This is a genomic window from Actinomadura sp. CNU-125, from assembly GCF_001942465.1.
Taxonomy (GTDB): domain Bacteria; phylum Actinomycetota; class Actinomycetes; order Streptosporangiales; family Streptosporangiaceae; genus Spirillospora.
This window is the reverse complement of the sequence record NZ_MKJY01000355.1, coordinates 35,027-52,455: the sequence shown is the minus strand read 5'-3', so window position 1 is coordinate 52,455 and position 17,429 is coordinate 35,027. Positions and strand designations below refer to the sequence as shown.

The window sequence follows — 17,429 nt, the reverse complement described above, 5'->3', positions numbered from 1 at the left end:
GCGGGGGCGACATTCGCAGGCGCGAAGAAGCGGCCGGGGGCGCTCCATCCTGGAGGGGCTGCTGGCGCGCGAGCCCCACTACCGGCCTGACCGCCGCGCAGGCGCAGCCGCTGCTCACGCAGGTCGCGACGATGCCGGAGCCCCGTCCGCCCGCCCCGCGGCCCGCACCGCGTCCGATGGCCGCACCGCCGTCCCGTCCGGGCCCTCCCGCGCCGTCGCAGGTGGGGCCGGGGCCGGGCCGGGGGCGCAGCCGGGGCCGTCGGCCGGGGGACGGTGCGCAGGGCGGCGCCGCCGTCGCAGGCGGGGCCGCCCGCGAAGGCCGGGGCGCTCGCGCAGGGCGCCGCCGCCGTCGAACGCGGGACCGGGGTCGCAGGTGGGGCCGCCGTCGCAGGGGACGCCGCCGTCGCGTCCGTCCGTTTCGTCGCCGCCCCGGACGCTCACGGACGAGACGGTGACCGACCAGCCGTCCAGCCGCTTCCTGCCGCCCGGCTCCGGCTCCGGGTCAGGGCACGGGTCCGGCGCGGCCCAGCCGGCGGAGGACGAGACGCGCGAGGACGCCGCCGACACCGTCATGGACCCGCAGGTCCTCGGCCCGCCCGACGCCGAGGTCACCGAGGTCGACGACGACCGGCGGAGCGAGTCGCGCACGCTCGTCGAGACCGAGTGGGCGCCCCCGCCGCCGCAGGCGTCGGCGTCGCGCCCGCCCGCACAGCCGCCGTCGCCGTCCACGTCGCAGCCGCGGCCGTCCACGTCGCAGCCGCGGTCGTCGTTGACGCCGGGACCGGTGACGCCGCCCCCGGCCCCGGCTCCGTCCCCGAGCCAGTCGCCGCCGCCGTGGGGCCTGCCGCAGTCGAACTGGCAGCAGCCGCCGTCCCCGCAGGTGTCGCGGCCGTCCCGCAACACGCCGAAGGCCCGCGAGCGCCGCAAGACGATCGTCATCGTGACGATCGCGGCGGTGCTGGTGATCGCGGCCGTGCTCATCGGCGCGCTGATCGTCCGCGACAAGATGGGGACCGGTGCGCTCGATCAGGCGCGGGTGGAGATGCCGAGCCCGTCGATCGCGGCGCCGTCCGCCCGGACGGACGGGCGCTCCGACACCACGTCCGTCATCACCATGTAGGGCAGCGTCAGCGGCGGCGGGTGCGCCGGGGTGAACGTGACCGGCACGCCGAGCAGCTTCGCCGACATCTTCGTCGTGTACATGACGACGCCGCCGTTCAGCGACAGGCTCCCGGTGGTCGTGCGGGACGTGACGCCGCCGCGTTCGGCGACCTGGTCCACGTCCTTCAGGACGGCCTTCGACATCGAGAACTTCAGCGCCTCGACCGTCCCGCCCGCCGACGGGAGCGCGCGACGCCGTCGTAGCTGAGGCCCGTCATCGTCAGGGAGCTCGCGCGCAGCGCCGCGGACCCGAGGTAGACGCGCGGCCCCGTCCCGGCGTCCTTCGCGGACGCGGGCGACGGGGAGGGGGACGCGGCGGGGGCGGGGTCCATGAGGTGCGACCCGAGGAAGACGGGCAGGGCGAGCGGGACGGCGAGGGCCGTGAGCCGCCCGCCGCGCGGCGGGTTCCACGCGCCCGTCGCGTCCCGGACGTGCGGCGCCGTCTCGTCGCGTTCGGGAGCGGGCGTCCACGCGAACCCGAGGGCCCCGCCGAGCACGCCCAGCAGCAGCCCCGCGAAGAAGCCGCCGAAGTTGGACGTCAGGAACGACGCCAGCGCCAGCAGCACCGCCAGAATGCCGAAGAACGTCCGCTGGGCGGGCTGGAACCAGAGCAGCGCGCCCGCGGTGATCAGCAGTGCGCCGATCAGCCAGCTCGCCACCCCGGCCATGCCCTGGTGAACGGTCACCGGCAGCGGCGCCAGCGGGATCATGATGAGCTCCAGGCCGCCGAGGACGGCGAACAGGCCGCCCCAGAAGGGGCGCGTCCGCCGCCAGCGGCGGAACCCGTGCGGTGCGGAGTAGGTCATGGCCCTCAGAAGCACTCGTCGCCGAGCGCCATGTGCAGGTCGTTGAGCTTGAACGTCCCGGCGGTGGTCGCCCACGCGGTCTGCTGGACGCCCCGCAGCTCGATGCGGTCGGCCTGCTGGCCGAACATTCCGGCGGTGCCCTTGGACCCGGACGGTCCCTTGTCGAGGGTGCCCGCGTCGCGCCCGATCTCGATGTTGGAGAACGTCGCGTCCGCCTTCAGCTGCTCCACGTCCAGCACCAGGTCCGACGCCTCGACCGGGGCGTTGCCCGTCCCGGCGGTCAGCCGCAGCGTGAACGGCCCGACCTTCACCGACTGGCACATGTCGTAGATCTTCGCGGACTTGATGCCGGAGACCTGCACCGGATGCTTCCCGCCCTCGCCGTCGGTGTCGATGCCGCCGTACTGGACGAACCCGTCGCCCACCAGGCGGTCGGCGCTGACCTTGAAGCTGCTGCCGGAGACGGCGAACGACGAGGCGATGGAGCCCTGGGCGGTCATGAACACCATCGCGCCCGCACCGATCGCGGCGGGTGCGGCGATGGCGGCGAAACGCTTCCAGCGGACGCGCCCGAGCGGCGCACCGGCGGAGTCGGTCATGGAACTGCTCCCGGGGGTCGACGGCAGGGGGTGCGCCACGCCGCGTGATGGGGGTCACGGGCGTGACGTAGAGTGCAAGTTACTCCTAAGTACTTACTTTCGACAACCCGGAACCAGAGATTCGGTCACGCTCGAATCTGCCCCTGACCTGTGTGATCTTGCGAGAGTGCCGGTCGTGCGGGTGCTCTGACCTCGACCGAAAAGCATCACAGTAAGTGATTACTGAGGAATTTTCGCGAACGTGCCGCAGGGACGATCGGCGGGTCGGGTGCCGAGCCTCGGAGACGTCCGCCAGGGGCCGCGGACGGAGCCCGCGGTGCGGCCTCCCGCCCGCTTCCCGGGGACGGAACGGTCAGTTGCCCGCGGTGAAGGCGTCCAGCGCCAGGCGTAGTTCGGAGACGTGGTCGGCGAGGTCGTGGAGCGCGGCCGGCACGTCGGCGGCGGTCTCGTCGGGGCGCAGGCGGGCCATGTCGTCCTCGACCCGGCCGAGCCGCTCGTCCAGGGCCTTGACCAGCCGGTCGCAGCGGGCCGACGTTTCCTCGCCGTCCTCGCCCAGGGTGCGCTGCAGCAGGGCGGCCTGCCGCCGCAGCTCCAGGTTGCGGCGGTGCAGTTCGATGAACGCCGACACCTTGGCGCGCAGCAGCCACGGGTCGAAGGGCTTGGTCAGGAAGTCGACGGCGCCGGCCGAGTAGCCGCGGAACGCCTCCTCCCCGGCGTCGCCCGCCGCGGTGAGGAAGATGATCGGGACGTCCCGGGTGCGGGCCCGGCCCTTGATGTGCGCGGCGGTCTCGAATCCGTCCATCTCGGGCATCACGACGTCGAGCAGGATCAACGCGAAGTCGCCGTCGAGGAGTTCCTTGAGCGCCGCCGGGCCCGACGTGACCGTCACGACCTCCACCGGCAGCGCGTCGAGCACAGCGGCGAGCGCGGTCAGGTTCTCCTCGCGGTCGTCGACGGCGAGGATCCTCGTGTCGTTCGGCACCGGACTCCCTTGCTCGGTGACGGCGTCGCCGCGCGGCTCCCCCGCTTCCCATCTTCCTCGACCCAGAGTGTCATGTCGCCTCTGCCGGCAACAGTCAATCTCCGGGAAGTGAGAATCTACGGCAGCCAGCCCGGCTTGACGATGCCGGACTCGTAGGCGAACACGACGAGCTGCGCCCGGTCGCGGGCGCCGAGCTTGACCATCGTGCGGCTGACGTGCGTTTTCGCGGTCGCGGGGCTCACCACGAGCCGGGCCGCGATCTCCTCGTTCGTCAGCCCTTCGCCGACCAGGGCCATGACCTCGCGCTCGCGGTCGGTGAGGGAGTTCAGGTGCGGGGACGGGGCGGGCTCCTTGGCGCGGGCCGCGAACTCGGCGATCAGCCGGCGGGTCACGCTCGGCGACAGCAGCGCGTCGCCCGCCGCGACCGCCCGCACGGCGTGGATCAGCTCCACGGGTTCGGTGTCCTTGACGAGGAAACCGCTCGCGCCGCCGCGCAGCGCCTCGAAGACGTACTCGTCGAGTTCGAACGTGGTCAGGATGACGATGCGGACGCCGTCCAACCGTTCGTCCTCGGCGATCTTCCGGGTGGCGGCGAGCCCGTCCAGGCCGGGCATGCGGATGTCCATCAGGATGATGTCGGGCCGCAGCCGCTTCGCCTGCGCGACGGCTTCCGCGCCGTCGCTCGCCTCGCCGACGACCTCGATGTCGGACTGCGCGTCCAGCAGCGCACGGAACCCGGCCCGGACCAGGATCTGGTCGTCGGCGAGCAGTACCTTGATCACCGCACGTCCCTCCCGTCGGACTCGCCCGGTCCGTCCGGCTCGCCCTGTTCGTCCGGCGCGTCGCGGGGCAGCGTGGCGCGGACCGCGAACCCGCCGCCCGGCCGCGGGCCCGCCTCGAACGTACCGCCCAGCGCCGCGGCCCGCTCGCGCATGCCGCGGATCCCGCTGCCGGCGGGACGATCGTCCAGCAGCGACACGCCGCGGCCGTCGTCCTCGACCCGGACCTCGATCTCCTGGTCACGGTAGGCGATCCGGACCCGCGCCGTCACCGGGCCGGGCCCCGCGTGCCGGGTCACGTTGGTGAGCGCCTCCTGGACGATCCGGAACGCGGCCAGGCTCGTCCCGGCGTGCAGGGGCCCGCGGTCGCCGGTGATCTCGGCCTCGACGGTGAGCCCGGCGGACTCCGCCCGCGCCAGCAGCTCGTCGAGCCGGTCGAGCCCGGCCGTCGGGGTGCGCGGCGCCGTCTCGCCCTGCGCCCGCAGCGCGCCGATCACCGAGCGCATCTCGGTGAGCGCCTCCTTGCTGGCTTCCTTGATCGCCGCCAGGGCGGTGCGCGCCTGCCCCGGATCGTCGTCGATGAGGTGCAGCGCGACGCCCGCCTGCACGTTGATCATCGAGATGTTGTGCGCGAGGACGTCGTGCAGTTCGCGGGCCATCCGCAGCCGTTCCTCGCTCGCCTGCCGCTTCGCCTCCTCGGCGCGCGTCCGGGCGGACTCGGCGGCCCGCTGCGCGCGCATCCGCACCAGCTCGCCGCCGATCAGCACCACGAGCGCCCACCCGATGAAGACCGTCATGCCGCCGGCCGTCGGCTCCTCCACCGGGAACGTCCGGCCGGGGTCGCCGCGCTCCGCGAGCGGGACGCCGACGAGCGCGGTGACCGCGTAGAACACCGACAGCCCGAGCACCGTCCCGGCCCACGCCGCGAGCCGGTGCCCCGCCATGACCGCGCCGAACGCCGCCACGCCCAGCGCCGCCGGGGCGGGCCCGTAGGTATAGGCGCGCAGGAAGTAGACGGCCGTCACCAGACTGACGGCCGCCAGCGTGGCCACCGGGTAGCGGCGCCGGAACAGCAGCAGCGCGGGGCCGCCGACGAGCAGCGCGAAGCCGAGCGGGTCGAGCGGCGTGTTGCCGATGTCCGCCGACCCGTCCGCCCACGGCGGCGCCTGCTCGCTCCACGGGCCGCCGTTCCGCGCCCCCGCCGACGGCCCGTGCTGCGCCCCGATCGACCCGATGACCTGGAAGAGCGCCAGGAACAGGGGCACCACCCACACCGGCCAGTCCCTCGGCCGCGGCCAGTGCCCCCGAACCGGCGCCTGCGGCTGAGTGCTCATGTCTCGAACAGTAGGCCAGCCGCCCCCGCCGTCACGTCGCCTGGTGGGAGTCATCCCGCCTACGCCCCGGGGCGTACGACTTCGTTCGGACGCCGTCGCCGACCTCGCGGCGGCCCGCGCGGACGTCGCCCGGCGGGCGCCGACCGGCGACGTGCGCGCCATGGTGGTCGCGAGCGTCGGCCGGGCCGACCGCGCTACCCCGCTATCCACTCTCCCGTCTCGACGCTGACGAGGCCGTGGCGGGCGGCTTCGATGACGGCTTCGCGCTGCGAGTGGACGCCGAGTTTGCTGAGGACGCTCTGGACGTGGCTGCGCGCGGTGCTGCGGGTCACGCCCATCGCCTTCGCGAGGGCCTGGGTGGACTCGCCGCGGGCGAGGCGCGTCAGGACCTCCCGTTCGCGGGGGGTGAGGAAGCGGGCGACGCGGTCGGCGTCGCCAGCGGGGGCGGGCGTCGGGGTGGCCGAGGCCCTGGTCGACGACGATCTCGCCCGCGGCGACGCGGCGCAGGACGGCCAGGACGTCGCCCGCCTGCTGGCCCTTGTGGGCGAAGCCGCGGACGCCCGCCGCGATGCCCGCGTCCAGGACGGGGCGTTCGAGGAAGCCGGTCAGGACGACGAAGCGGGTGTGCGGCGCGGCGGTGCGCAGACGCGGCATCCAGTCGAGCGCGGTGCCGGAGGGGAACCGCAGGTCGATGAGGCACACGTCGGCCGTCCCGCCGTGCAGCAGCGGCAGCGCGTCGGCGGGGGAGTAGGTCACGCCGACGACGGTGTGCCCGGCGTCGGTGAGGACGAGCGACAGCGAGTCGGCGAAGACCGCGTGGTCGTCGCAGATCAGCACTCTCATGGATGGGGCCGCCAGTCGTCGCCGTAGGGGTCGGGCCCGTCCGGGGCGGGGGCGGCGGGCAGCAGGAGGCGGACGCGGGCGCCGCCCATCTCGCAGGTGCGGATCTCCAGGCTGCCCCCGTATCCGGAGATCAGGTCGTGGACGATGCCGAGGCCGAGGGACGCGAGCCCGCGCGAGCCCGCGGCGCCGAAGCCGGGGCCGTCGTCGTCGACCTGGACGGTCACCCAGCCGTGGTCGGCGGTGACGTGGACGTCGACGCGGCCGTGCGCGACGCGGCAGGCGTTGTCGAGGACGTTGCGGACGGCGCGCCACAGGGCGACCGGGTCCATGTGGGCCCACGCCTCGGCGCCGTCGAAGCAGACCTCGTGCGAGGTGGACAGCTTGATCCCGGTGACGACCTCGGCGGTGAGTTCGTCGACGCGGATGCGCTCGGGGCCGGGGAGGCGGTCGTCGTCGTCCCCGTCGAGCCGGCGCAGGAGGTGGTCGAGCCAGCGCGTCTCGCCGAGCAGCTGCTCGACGCGGGCGCGGCTGGCGTCGCCGATGTCGTCGCCACGGCGACGGCCGAGGCCAGCATGATGATCGTCCCCAGTTCGTGCCGGATGTCGTGCCGCAGGCGGCGCCGCCACAGCGTGCCGTCCCCGCCGGGCTCCGCGGCCTCGCCGCGGGGCGCCGCCGCACGCGGGCGCGCGGGACGGGACGCGAACTCCCGTACCTGCGCGCCGGTGAGCGTGGCGACGCCCGCGGGCGCGTCCATCGGAATTGCCCGAGACCGCCCGTCGTTCATGAAGGACCCCCGTCCGTTATCACCAGCACCGTATCGACGGTCACCCGGTGTACGAGCGGTGTCCAGTCAATTGGCCGCAACCGTCCTGTACCTGACCGATAGTGGACATGCACATCTATCGGTAAACGCAGGACTTTGGATCGGCGTCTCAGACAGGATTGTCGGTTACCCCTTGAGCATTTCCGTCATGCGGACGGCGTAGCCGCATTGCGCATTACGCCGGGTGCGGGCGGGCGGCGGCGGGGGGACAGTCGCGGTATGCCGACGGTCACTTTTCTCGGACATGCGGGCGTGTCGCTGGACGCCCGGGCGTTCCGCCTGCTCGCGGACCCCTGGCTCGCGCCGACCGGGGCCTTTCTCGGAGCCTGGCACCAGTATCCGAGAAACGATCATCTGGACGCCGACCGGTTCCTGGACGCCGACTGGGTGGCGGTCTCGCACGAACATCTAGATCATTTCGATCCGTGGGTCATCGGCCGGCTGCCGGCGCGGACCCGAATCCTCATTCCCCGCTACCCCGGACCGGCGTTCCGGGAACGGATGACGGCGGTCGCGGGTGACCGGCCGGTAATCGAGATAGAACCCTGGGAGAAATTTCCACTTGACTCGCATGGGTCCTGGATGACGGTCATTCCGGAACTATCTCCGATGTGTCATGACGCCGCTTTCCTGTTCGTCGCGGACGGACGGTCGGTGCTGCACGGCAACGACGCGCGGCTCACCGCGGCGCAGGCGCGCCGCGCCAAGCATCTGGCGGGGGACCGGCTGGACGTCATGGCCCTGCAGGCGTCCGGGGCGTCCTGGCATCCGATCTGCTACGAGTATCCGGCCGCCGAGATGGCGGAGCTGTCGGCGAGCAAGCGGATGTCGAAGCTGCGGTCGGTGCAGCGGCTCGTCCGGCAGACCGCGCCGGAGCTGGCCGTCCCGTTCGCGGGCCCGCCCTGCTTCCTGGACGCCGAGGTCGCGCGGCTGAACTGGGTGCTGGACCAGAAGGACGGCGCGTTCTGCGACCCCGAGGTCGCGACGGACTGGCTGCGCGAGCATCTGCCGGCGCAGCACTTCGACCACTTCAAGCCCGGCGACTCCCTCGACCTCGACACCGGCGAGATCGTCCGCGACCCGGTGTCGGCGGGGTTCACGTTCGCCGACGCCGCCCGCGACCCGTACCTGGAACGCTACGCGGCCGACCGCGCGCCGCACATCGCGGGCGTCTTCGCCGAGAACCCGGAGCCGGGGCCCGGCCTGTTCGACCGGTTCGCCGCCCACTTCGAGTACCTGGGCGGGCTCAGCGACTACTTCCTGCGGCAGATCGCGATGCTGGTGCGCTTCGAGGTCACCGGCCCGCACGGCGGCACCTGGGACGTGCGGCTGTCGCCGGACGGGGTGTCGGTCGGCGAGGCCGCCCCGGACGCCCGTCCGCACTACCGGATCACCACGGCGGGCCGCTGGGTCGAGTCCGTCCTGTCCGGCCGGATGGCGTGGGAGGACCTGCTGATCTCGTTCCGGCTCAGCCTCTACCGCGACCCGGACGTCTACAACGACCACCTCGTCGGGCTGCTCAAGCACGCGAACGCGCCCGCGCTGCAGGCCGTCGAGGCGTACGAGACGGAGCGCGACTGGAGCGAGCGGATCACCGTCGAGTGGGACGGCGGCCGCTACGACATCCCGCGGTACTGCCCGCACGCGGGCGAGGACCTGGCCGTCGGCGCGATCGTCCGGGACGGGCGGGTGCACTGCCTGGCGCACAACTTCTCGTTCGACCTGGCGACCGGGGTGTGCGTCAACGCCCGCGCGGCGAACCTGACCAGCCGCCGCATCGGGTGACGGGCCGCGGGCCCCGGTCCCCTTCCATGCCGGGGCCCGTGCGGGAGCCGGGTCCGGACGCTCGCCGGAGCGAGCGTCCGGACCCGGCTTTGCCACTATTGTGGTGGCATTCGTGATCGTTTGGGGGTTGGTAAGGTGCGCGGTCTGAACCGCACCAGACTCGGGCTGATCATCGTCGGGCTCGTCGTCGTCATCGGCCTGATGGAGTGGGCGGCCGTGACGATCGGTTCCGTCGACGTTCCGCTGCCGAACAACGCGCCCGAGGGCGCGGTCAACGGCGCCCCGGCCGCCGCCCCGTAGCGGGCGGCGCGGGAACGGGTCCTACGAGCGTCCCGTGTTGCGGGCCTTCATGATGCTCTGCAGGTCGGGGTGCTCGCCGCCGGACGCGTCCGCGAGCGTGGGGCACGCCCACTCGTCCTGCTTCCCCCAGGTGTAGGTGATCTCCAGCCGGGGGGCGGGGACGAGACGGTCCCAGCGGCGCAGCAGGGCGCGGAACTGGTCCTCGGTCGGCAGCCAGTACTGCTTGTCGCCGGACGAGCACTCCTGCCCGAACGCCTGCAGGACGGGCGCGACGCGCTCCCGCGCGATGCCCGCCCGGTCCGCCATCCGGACCATCCGGTCGATCGCCCCGATGTCGCACTTCTTCTTCGGCTCGACCGCGCCCCGGCACGGGTACGGGTCGAGGCCGACGATGTCGACGTTCACCTTCTGCGGCGTCACCGGACCCATCGGCCAGTCGGTGAGCGAGATGAACGAGATCTGCCCCGGCGCGTGCTCGGCGATGTAGTCGGCGCGCCGCTCGATCTCCTCGGCGATCTCGGGGCACTCGCTCGTGTTCGGCTCGTCCGACAGGTACCAGCCGTAGACGCGCGGGTCCCGCCCGTACGTCCGGACGGCCCGGGTGAACGCGTCGTAGTCGAGCGTGAAGTCGTCGCAGTGGAAGTTGCCGACCCACATGAGCGCCTGCATCCCCCGCGGGATCGACGCGACCAGCGACGGGTCGGGCCGGACGTCGACCAGGTCGTAGCCGAGTTCCCGCAGCCGCGGATGGTCGGCGGGTTCGGTGTTCAGCGCGATGCGGCGGGTCGGGTCCGGATCGGCGGGCGCCGTGCCGGGCGTCGCGGGCGGCCCCCGGTACGGCTCGTAGCCGCCGGGTGGCGCGCACCGCCGCGCGGCAGCCCGGCCGCCGCGACCGCGACCGCCGCCACGGCCGCGCCGATCCTGTACCGCACGTCCATCCGACCTCCCCCGAGACGACTTCGGCGGCCCGTCACCCCGCCGGGCCGGGCTTCTCCACGGGCGCGACGGACTCCGCGACGGGCTCCGGCGACCGCTCGTCCCGTTCGTCCCGTTCGTCCCGCTGCTCGGGCCGCACCGCCGCCACCTCCGCGACGTTGCCGTCCGCTCCGACCTCCAACGGCGGCAGCGTGAACCCGAGGATGTGCCGGACCGTCTCCCACAGCGCCCGGAACGTCGCCCGCATCGACGGGTCCCGCAGGTAGACGGCGTCGACCGCGACCCGCGCGGGCACGATCTTGCGGATGTAGTTGACGAGGTCGACCTCCTCGCCGGGCGGCAGCACGTCGAAGTCGCGGAACCGGACCTCCGACAGGCCCGTCAGCCCCGGCCGGTGGTCGAAGATCCACCGGCAGTGCGCGTCGTAGTGCACGGCCAGGTCGTAGGTCTCCGGACGCGGCCCGACCAGCGTCATCTGCCCGCGCAGGACGTTCACGAGCTGCGGCAGCTCGTCCAGCGACCACTGCCGCAGCAGCTTGCCGACGCGCGTCAGCCGCGGGTCGCAGGTCGCGGTCACGGTGAGCCCGCCGACGCCCTGCCGCATCGTCCGGAACTTGTACATCGTGAACGGCCGCCCGCCCTGCCCCACCCGGGTCTGCCGGAACACGCCCGGCCCCTTGCTGGACAGCCGGACGAACGCGTAGATCAGCAGCAGCGGGACGCTGAGCAGCAGCAGCCCGGCGAGGGCGCCCGCGACGTCCAGCACCCGGCGGGACCGGGACGGCGCGACGCCGTCGGACGGGTCGACGGGGCGGCCCGCCGGTTCGGCGCGGTCCTCGGACATGGAATCACCCCTTCTCTCCGGCGGCCGCCCGCCGGTCCCGGTCATCGACGTTCCTGACGTGCCGGAACCAGAGCAGCAGCGCGGCGGTGGTGGCGACGAAGGAGACGGACGTGGCGATCGCGGCGCCCACCGCCCCGTGCGACGGGATCAGCAGGAGGCCGAGCGCGACGACCACGAGCAGGCCGATGCCCTGCCCGGTGGACGCGGCGCCGGGCCGCCCGACCCCGTACAGGTAGGCCATGACCAGGCCGGTCACGCCGAACGTGACGACGCCCGCGAGGCGGATGTAGGTGGGGACCACCGCGTCGTCGAACACGTCGCCGAAGACCCACGGCAGCGCCGTCCCCGCGATCAGCGCGAGCGGCAGCGCGGCGAGCACGGACACGCCGAGCGCGGGCAGGATGAGCCGGGCGGTGCGCCGCGTGGCGGTCGCCCGGTCCTCCTTGGCGAAGTCGGGATAGAGGACGTAGTTGACCGCGAGCCCGGGAAGCTGCACCAGCTCGGCGAACTTGCTCGCGACGGTGTAGACGCCGAGGACGCTCGGCCCGGCGATCGCGCCGAGCAGCGCCATGTCGAACCGCAGTTGCAGCAGGTCGATGAGCTGCCCGACGTAGCCGCGGAACCCGTATCCGGCGATGCGGCGGCCGAGCCGCGCGTCCGGACGGCCCCAGCCGCGGAAGAACCCGCCGCGGGCGAGCCGCCGCACGATCCACGCGGCGGCGGCGACGTCGGCGAGCACCAGCCCGGTGATCAGCGCGCCCGGCCCGTACCAGCCGATGAGGATGACCAGGTAGATCGGCAGGAACACGAACTCCTCGACGGCGATCGCGAGGCTGGCCCCGGCCTGGTCGTCGGTGCCCTGCAGCAGGCCCTTGCCGACGGACACGAACGTCTGCGTGAACGCGGGCGCGGCGGCGACGAGCGCGATCCAGAACCCGAACGACTGGAAGAACACCAGGTGGACGACCGGGCTGAGCACGAGCCAGCCGACCCCGGCGGCGACCGCGCCGAGCACCGTCAGCGCGGCCAGCGTCGGACGGACGCGCCGCTGGTCCTCGGCGCCCCGCGCGAGGAAGTACGGCGCGGCGCCCGGCAGGCCCGCGCTCGCCAGCTGGCACAGCAGCCCCGGCAGGATCCGGACGAGCGTGAACGCGCCGACGAGCGCGGGCCCGCCGATCCGGGCGACCATGATCGTCGCGATGCCGAGCGAGGCGAGCGCACCGACCCGTCCGGCCATGTTGCCCGCGACGAGCGCGACGAGCCGCCGCCGCAGCCGTCCGGCTTCGGGGTCGGCCGCCGATTCGGGCTTGCGCGTGTCGGTCATCGGCCGCCCCCGGTTCGGCCGCCCCCGGCCTCGGTTCCGCCGACCGGACGGTCCGTCGAGCCGCGCCGTCCGAACAGGTGCAGGGCCGCGATCAGCCCGAAGATCGCCCAGCCGTGCCGGTAGTGCAGCGTCTCGTAGAACAGCCCGGAGATCAGGAAGACGGCGATGAGCGCGCCGAACATCTCCGGGCGCGGCACGATCCGCGCGTACTCGCCGGTCAGCGCGCCGCGCCGGGCGATCCGCGCGCAGTTCAGCAGCAGCGCGAACACCAGCGCGACGAGCGCGACGCCGCCGAGGAAGCCGCGTTCGAGCGTCGAGGCGATGTAGTCGTTGTGCGCCTCGCGTATATAGGTCTCCTGCCGGGCCATCATCGCGTTCCTGGTCTCGCCGGGCCCGATGCCCCACGGGTGCGGCTGCTCGGCGATCATGTCGGCGGTCGTGGCGAACACGGTGCTGCGCGATTCGGTGCTCTCCCCGGTCGTCCGGCCGATCGAGTCGCGCAGCACCGGGTGCAGCGAGCTGACCCGGTCCAGATACGGCTGGACGTCGACGGTCGTGACGATCGTGACGCCGCCGCCCGCGACGACCCCGGCGAGGCAGGCGGTCGCGATCGCGCGGTACGCCCGTCCCTCGCGGAACAGCCGGAACAGGTGGCCGAGGACGAGCGCGACGAGCAGCGACAGCAGGCCGCCGTTGGAGCCGGTGAGCAGTTCGGCGACCAGCAGGATCCCGAGGACCGCGTACCGTTTCCACGGCGTGCGCGGCGTGCGGGTGGCCCGTACGATGAAGAAGACGCAGATGAACCAGTTCGACGCGTAGTTCGCGTCGCCGAACGTGAACATGGCGCGCATGCCGTCCGGCTGCTTGCCCGACATCGCGTCGATGCCGAGCACGAACCCGGCGATCATCACGATCGCGTAGAGCGTCCCGAAGCCGATGAACGACCGGAACGCGACGCGCAGCAGCCGGGGATCGCGGCTGAGGTTCGCCACGCACACGCCCCAGAACAGGACGAACAGGTCTTTCGCGAGGGTGAGCAGCCCGGCCTGGTTGACGTACGCGGCGATGCCGCCCGCGATGATCGTCAGCAGCGTCGGCAGCAGGAACGGCCACCGCACCGGCAGCTTCCGCGTGCCCGCCCACAGCAGCGTCGTCACCGTCAGCACGACGAGCATGAGGTCGGGCAGCCCGGTGTTGCCGGGGCCCGGCGGCAGCCCGGCCGGCATCAGCATCGGCAGCGACGCGATCCCGAGGGACAGCAGCACCGCCTCCGGCCGCCACCGGTTCCGCAGCGGCCCCGGACGCTCGTCCCGGCCGCCCGGGTCGCCGTCCGGGTCGCCGTCCGGCGGCGCCCCCCGCACCGGCGGCCGTTCGGTGATCGTGGTCATGGGCGCCGCGAGCCCCCTCGGTAGGTCTCGTCCAGCACGGTCCCGAGATGCGCGGGGGAGAACCAGTCGCCGACCCGCTCGCGGGCCCGCGCCGCCATCCGGGCGGCGGCGACCGGATCGTCCAGCAGCACCGTGACCGCCGCCGCCAGCCCCGCCGGTCCTCCGGCCGGACGAGCATCCCGGTCTCCCCGGCGAGCACCAGGTCCTGGTTGGACGGGACGGCCGTCGCGACCAGCGGGATCCCCGCGCCGATCGCCTCGACCAGCACGCACGGCAGCCCCTCCCAGCGGGACGCCATCGCCAGCACGTCGAACGCGGGCAGCACCGCCGCGACGTCGTCGCGGTGCCCGAGCCAGCGCATCCGCTCGCCGATCCCGAGCCGGTCGGTCAGCCGCTCCAGCTCGTCGGCCATCGGCCCGCCGCCGACCCACAGCCCGAACACGTCGCCGGGCAGCCGCGCGATCGCCTTCGCGAAGATCTCCGGGCCCTTCTGGAACGTCAGCCGCCCCACCGACCCGACGACCTTCACGCCGAGCGGCAGGTCGAGCCGCCGCCGCGCCTGCGCCCGCGAGCCCGGCGCGGCCGCGTACGCGGCGACGTCCACGGCGGGCCACGACAGCCGCACCCGCTCCGGCGTCGTGAGCCCCAGCCGCAGCGCCGTCGTCACCGTCTCGGACCCGATCGCGAGGAACGCGTCCGTCCGCTTCGCCGCGATCCGCTCCAGACCTATATACGTGCGGCGCCGCGCCCACGACTGGAACTCGTTGAACGGGAACCCGTGCCAGGTGTGGACGATCCGGGGCACGCCCGCGCGCGCCGCCGCGACCCGTCCGATCACGCCGCCCTTCGCGCTGTGCGTGTGGACGACGTCGTAGCGGCCCTCGCGCAGTACCCGTTCGAGCGTCCGCAGCGCGGCCAGGTCGTCGCGCGGGGAGATCTGCGGGACCAGCGGCCCCACCTGCACGATCTCCATTCCCGCCTCGTGCGCGGCGGGCGTCAGGTCGCCGGCCGCCGCGTTCGCGACCGCCTCGTCGCCGTGCAGCACCGCCCCGGCCGCCCCGGCCGCGCCCCCGCCGCCGTCGCCGGACGCCTTGCTGTCGATGCCGACGCCGCCGGTGACGATCGCGCGCTCGTAGGCGCCGTCCGGCAGCGCCAGCATCCCGTTCAGCGCGACCTGCCCGGCGCCCCCGTTGAACCGGGTGATCACCGTGGCCACGCGCAGCTTCCGATCCGTACTCACGGGCACCTCACAGCCGACGAGGGTCGGTACTCCGGCAGCAGCCGCCGCAGCAGCATCCGGACGCGCCGCGCGTCGTCCGCGCCCGCCGCGGCCTCCAGCGCGTCCAGCAGGGCGGGCAGCCCGGCGGGCGGCGGAGCCGGCCGGGTCGCCCAGATCTTCGGGTGGACGGTGCGGAGCAGGCGTTCGGAGTCGGCGAACGCCTTCTCCGCGAGCTTCTCGCCGGGGCCGAGGCCGCTGAACCGGATCGTCACCTCCGGCAGCCGCAGCTGCTCGGCGTACCGGTGCACCAGGTCCACGACCGGGACGGGACGGCCGACGTCCAGCGCGAACGTCTCCGCCTCCTCCGCCAGCGCCGCCGCCTCCAGCAGCAGCCCCGCCGCCTCCTCCACCGTCATGAAGTTGCGCGCCGCCGCCGGATGCGGGACGGTCACCGCCTCGCCCGCCGAGATCCGCCGCGCCAGCCGCCGCAGCGGCGGGCCCGCGTCCAGGACGCTCCCGACGCGGACCGCCGCGAAGCAGGTCGGGCCGCCCGTCGCCGCGTGCGGCAGCAGCTCGGCGAGCCGCAGCGTCGCGCCCAGCACCGACGTCGGGTCGGCGGCCAGCTCCGACGACACCAGCACCAGCCGCTCCACCCCGTGCCGGACCGCGCTGTCGACGGTGTGCCGGGTGCCGGTGACGTTCTCCGCGACGCCCCCGCACGGGTCCCGCTCGACCGCCGCCAGGTTCCGCCGTCCGGCCGTGTGGAACAGCAGCTCCGGGCCGGCCATCGCGACGACCCGGTCGATGCGGCCCGCGTCCCGCACGTCGGCGCGCGCGATCGTCACCGCACCGTCGGGGAGGCCGTCCGGCGGCCCGGACAGTTCGCGGCCGAGCCGTTCGAGCCCGCCGCCGTCGATGTCGACCAGGCACAGCGCGGCCGGGCCGTACCGCCCGACCTGCTTGCACAGCGCCGCCCCGACCGTCCCGCACGCCCCGGTCACCAGCACCCGGCGGCCGTGCACCAGCCGCCGCCCGCGCGGGCCCGCCAGCACGACCTCGTCCCGTCCGAGCAGCAGCGCCATCGGGCTCGCCGGTTCCGGGACGGCCGGTGCGGGGGCGGCGGGGCCCGGACGGCGGCGCGGCAGGAAGCGACGCACGGTCAACCCCGGGTCCGCAGCGCCTCGGTCAGCGCCGACACCACCCGATCCACCTGGTCGGCCGACAGCCCGGGGTACAGCGGCAGCGACAGCAGCTCCCCCGAGATCCGCTCGGTCACCGGCACCGACGCGCACTCGTCCGCGCCCAGGATCTCCCGGTACGCGGTCATCTGGTGCGCCGGGATGAAGTGGACGGACGTCGCGACGCCCGCCTCCTCCAGTTCGGCGCTCACCGCGTCCCGGTCCGGCACCCGCACCTGGTAGAGGTGCCACGCGTGCGTGATCCCGGCGAGGTCCCGCTGCGGCAGCGTCAGCCCCGGCAGCCCGGCGAGGGCCGCGTCGTACGCGGCGACGATCTCCGCGCGGCGCCGCTGCCAGTCCGGCAGCGCCGCGAGCTGCGCCCGTCCGATCGCCGCCTGCACGTCGGTCATGTTCGCCTTCAGCCCGACCGTCTTCACGTCGTAGCGCCAGCTCCCGCCCGGCAGGTACCGGCGCCAGGAGTCCTTGCTCATCCCGTGCAGCCGCATCGCGCGCACCCGGTCGGCGAACTCCCGGTCGTTCGACGCGACCGCGCCGCCCTCGCCGATCGGCATGTTCTTCGTCGCGTAGAACGAGAAGCACGCCGCGAACGACTCCGATCCGACCGGCGCGCCGTCCCGGGCGGCGCCCGGCCCGTGCGCCGCGTCCTCGATGACGCGCGCCCGGTCGAGCCCCGCCGCGTCCGCGAGCGCCGCGACGTCCACGGGGTAGCCGCCCTGGTTCTGGACGATCATCGCCGCCGCGTCCACGCGTCCGGCGGCGGCCGCGACGGTACGCGGGCTCGGGACGAGCGTGTCCTCGTCGACGTCCACAAGCACCGGACGATGCCCCGCGTGCAGGATCGCGTTGATCGCACCGCAGAACGTCAAACTGGGGGTCAGCACCGCCGAACCGGGCGGCAGCCCAAGCGCGCGCAGGGACAGCTCCAGCGCGGTCGTGCACGACGCCAACGCGACCACGTGCGCGGCGCCCAGATAGTCGGCGAACTCCTGCTCGAACTGGCCCGTCTGCGGACCCGTGGTGATCCACCCCGAGTCGAGGACCTTGACGACGGCGTCGGAGACCTCTCCGGCCAGCGACGGAACGGTGAAGGGAACGGAACTCATCTGC

The 17,429-nt window shown here is 73.9% G+C and carries 18 protein-coding genes and 2 pseudogenes; 3 read left to right on the top strand and 17 right to left on the bottom strand.

Annotated features, from left to right (window positions below):
• Window positions 1-114: 114 nt before the first annotated feature.
• Window positions 115-441 (bottom strand): hypothetical protein, encoded by a 327-nt coding sequence (locus BJF79_RS54205; RefSeq protein WP_143220559.1) that lies wholly within the window; start codon window positions 439-441, stop codon window positions 115-117.
• 10 nt (window positions 442-451) lie between these two features.
• Here BJF79_RS54205 and BJF79_RS54200 point away from each other — a divergent pair, with 10 nt between their 5' ends.
• The gene (locus BJF79_RS54200) at window positions 452-1,120 is read left to right on the top strand and encodes a hypothetical protein (protein WP_143220557.1); all 669 of its coding nucleotides are present in this window, start codon (window positions 452-454) and stop codon (window positions 1,118-1,120) included.
• Here the strand turns inward: BJF79_RS54200 and BJF79_RS33200 are convergent.
• From BJF79_RS33200 to BJF79_RS33170, 9 genes and pseudogenes are all read right to left on the bottom strand, one after another.
• A complete protein-coding gene (locus BJF79_RS33200; RefSeq protein WP_075903397.1) occupies window positions 1,027-1,305 on the bottom strand; it encodes a hypothetical protein in 279 nt (92 codons plus the stop codon). The two genes, BJF79_RS54200 and BJF79_RS33200, sit on opposite strands and share 94 nt — an antisense overlap.
• An 8-nt stretch (window positions 1,306-1,313) precedes the next feature.
• Entirely contained in the window at window positions 1,314-1,967 is a 654-nt protein-coding gene (locus tag BJF79_RS33195; RefSeq protein ID WP_075903395.1) for a DUF6114 domain-containing protein, read from the bottom strand.
• 5 nt (window positions 1,968-1,972) lie between these two features.
• Complete coding sequence (locus tag BJF79_RS33190) at window positions 1,973-2,566, bottom strand: DUF6230 family protein (RefSeq protein WP_075903393.1); 594 nt, start codon at window positions 2,564-2,566, stop codon at window positions 1,973-1,975.
• Window positions 2,567-2,918: 352 nt separating this feature from the next.
• A complete protein-coding gene (locus BJF79_RS33185) occupies window positions 2,919-3,548 on the bottom strand; it encodes a two-component system response regulator (protein ID WP_075903391.1) in 630 nt (209 codons plus the stop codon).
• Window positions 3,549-3,664: 116 nt separating this feature from the next.
• Window positions 3,665-4,330 carry a response regulator gene (locus BJF79_RS33180; protein WP_075903389.1) on the bottom strand — a complete coding sequence of 222 codons (666 nt, stop codon included), beginning with the start codon at window positions 4,328-4,330 and terminating at the stop codon, window positions 3,665-3,667.
• Window positions 4,327-4,986, bottom strand: a complete 660-nt coding sequence (locus tag BJF79_RS67560; RefSeq protein ID WP_410050175.1) for a sensor histidine kinase — start codon at window positions 4,984-4,986, stop codon at window positions 4,327-4,329. The genes BJF79_RS33180 and BJF79_RS67560 overlap by 4 nt, the downstream gene beginning before the upstream one ends.
• Window positions 4,987-5,855: 869 nt before the next feature.
• Window positions 5,856-6,047, bottom strand: coding sequence for a response regulator transcription factor (locus tag BJF79_RS67555; RefSeq protein WP_410050174.1), 192 nt, complete (start codon window positions 6,045-6,047; stop codon window positions 5,856-5,858).
• Between the two features lie 133 nt (window positions 6,048-6,180).
• Window positions 6,181-6,504 (bottom strand): annotated as a pseudogene (locus BJF79_RS67550) (response regulator); the annotation flags it as partial.
• On the bottom strand, window positions 6,501-7,130 hold the full coding sequence (locus BJF79_RS33170) for a sensor histidine kinase (RefSeq protein ID WP_075903385.1): 630 nt from the start codon (window positions 7,128-7,130) through the stop codon (window positions 6,501-6,503). The pseudogene BJF79_RS67550 and the gene BJF79_RS33170, both read right to left, overlap by 4 nt.
• Before the next feature lie 806 nt (window positions 7,131-7,936).
• On the opposite strand from BJF79_RS33170, the gene BJF79_RS33165 reads away from it, so the two are divergent.
• Together BJF79_RS33165 and BJF79_RS56135 are read left to right on the top strand one after the other, a co-directional pair.
• A complete protein-coding gene (locus BJF79_RS33165; protein ID WP_262402905.1) occupies window positions 7,937-9,112 on the top strand; it encodes a Rieske (2Fe-2S) protein in 1,176 nt (391 codons plus the stop codon).
• 135 nt (window positions 9,113-9,247) lie between these two features.
• Entirely contained in the window at window positions 9,248-9,412 is a 165-nt protein-coding gene (locus BJF79_RS56135) for a hypothetical protein (protein WP_158079366.1), read from the top strand.
• 21 nt (window positions 9,413-9,433) lie between these two features.
• On the opposite strand, the gene BJF79_RS33160 is transcribed toward BJF79_RS56135, so the two are convergent.
• The 7 genes and pseudogenes from BJF79_RS33160 to BJF79_RS33120 form a co-directional block, all read right to left on the bottom strand.
• Window positions 9,434-10,081, bottom strand: coding sequence for a hypothetical protein (locus BJF79_RS33160; protein ID WP_075903381.1), 648 nt, complete (start codon window positions 10,079-10,081; stop codon window positions 9,434-9,436).
• A gap of 301 nt (window positions 10,082-10,382) precedes the next feature.
• On the bottom strand, window positions 10,383-11,192 hold the full coding sequence (locus tag BJF79_RS33155) for a sugar transferase (protein WP_075903379.1): 810 nt from the start codon (window positions 11,190-11,192) through the stop codon (window positions 10,383-10,385).
• Between the two features lie 4 nt (window positions 11,193-11,196).
• Window positions 11,197-12,516, bottom strand: coding sequence for a lipopolysaccharide biosynthesis protein (locus BJF79_RS62725; RefSeq protein ID WP_262402904.1), 1,320 nt, complete (start codon window positions 12,514-12,516; stop codon window positions 11,197-11,199).
• Window positions 12,513-13,904: an O-antigen ligase family protein gene (locus BJF79_RS62720; RefSeq protein ID WP_075903377.1), complete on the bottom strand. Its 1,392-nt coding sequence runs from the start codon at window positions 13,902-13,904 to the stop codon at window positions 12,513-12,515. The genes BJF79_RS62725 and BJF79_RS62720 overlap by 4 nt, the downstream gene beginning before the upstream one ends.
• 208 nt (window positions 13,905-14,112) lie before the next feature.
• Window positions 14,113-14,877, bottom strand: a pseudogene (locus BJF79_RS67545) (glycosyltransferase); the annotation flags it as partial.
• Between the two features lie 263 nt (window positions 14,878-15,140).
• Window positions 15,141-16,280: a polysaccharide biosynthesis protein gene (locus BJF79_RS33125; protein WP_075903375.1), complete on the bottom strand. Its 1,140-nt coding sequence runs from the start codon at window positions 16,278-16,280 to the stop codon at window positions 15,141-15,143.
• 2 nt (window positions 16,281-16,282) lie between these two features.
• Window positions 16,283-17,425, bottom strand: a complete 1,143-nt coding sequence (locus BJF79_RS33120) for a DegT/DnrJ/EryC1/StrS family aminotransferase (RefSeq protein WP_075903373.1) — start codon at window positions 17,423-17,425, stop codon at window positions 16,283-16,285.
• Between the last annotated feature and the right edge of the window lie 4 nt (window positions 17,426-17,429).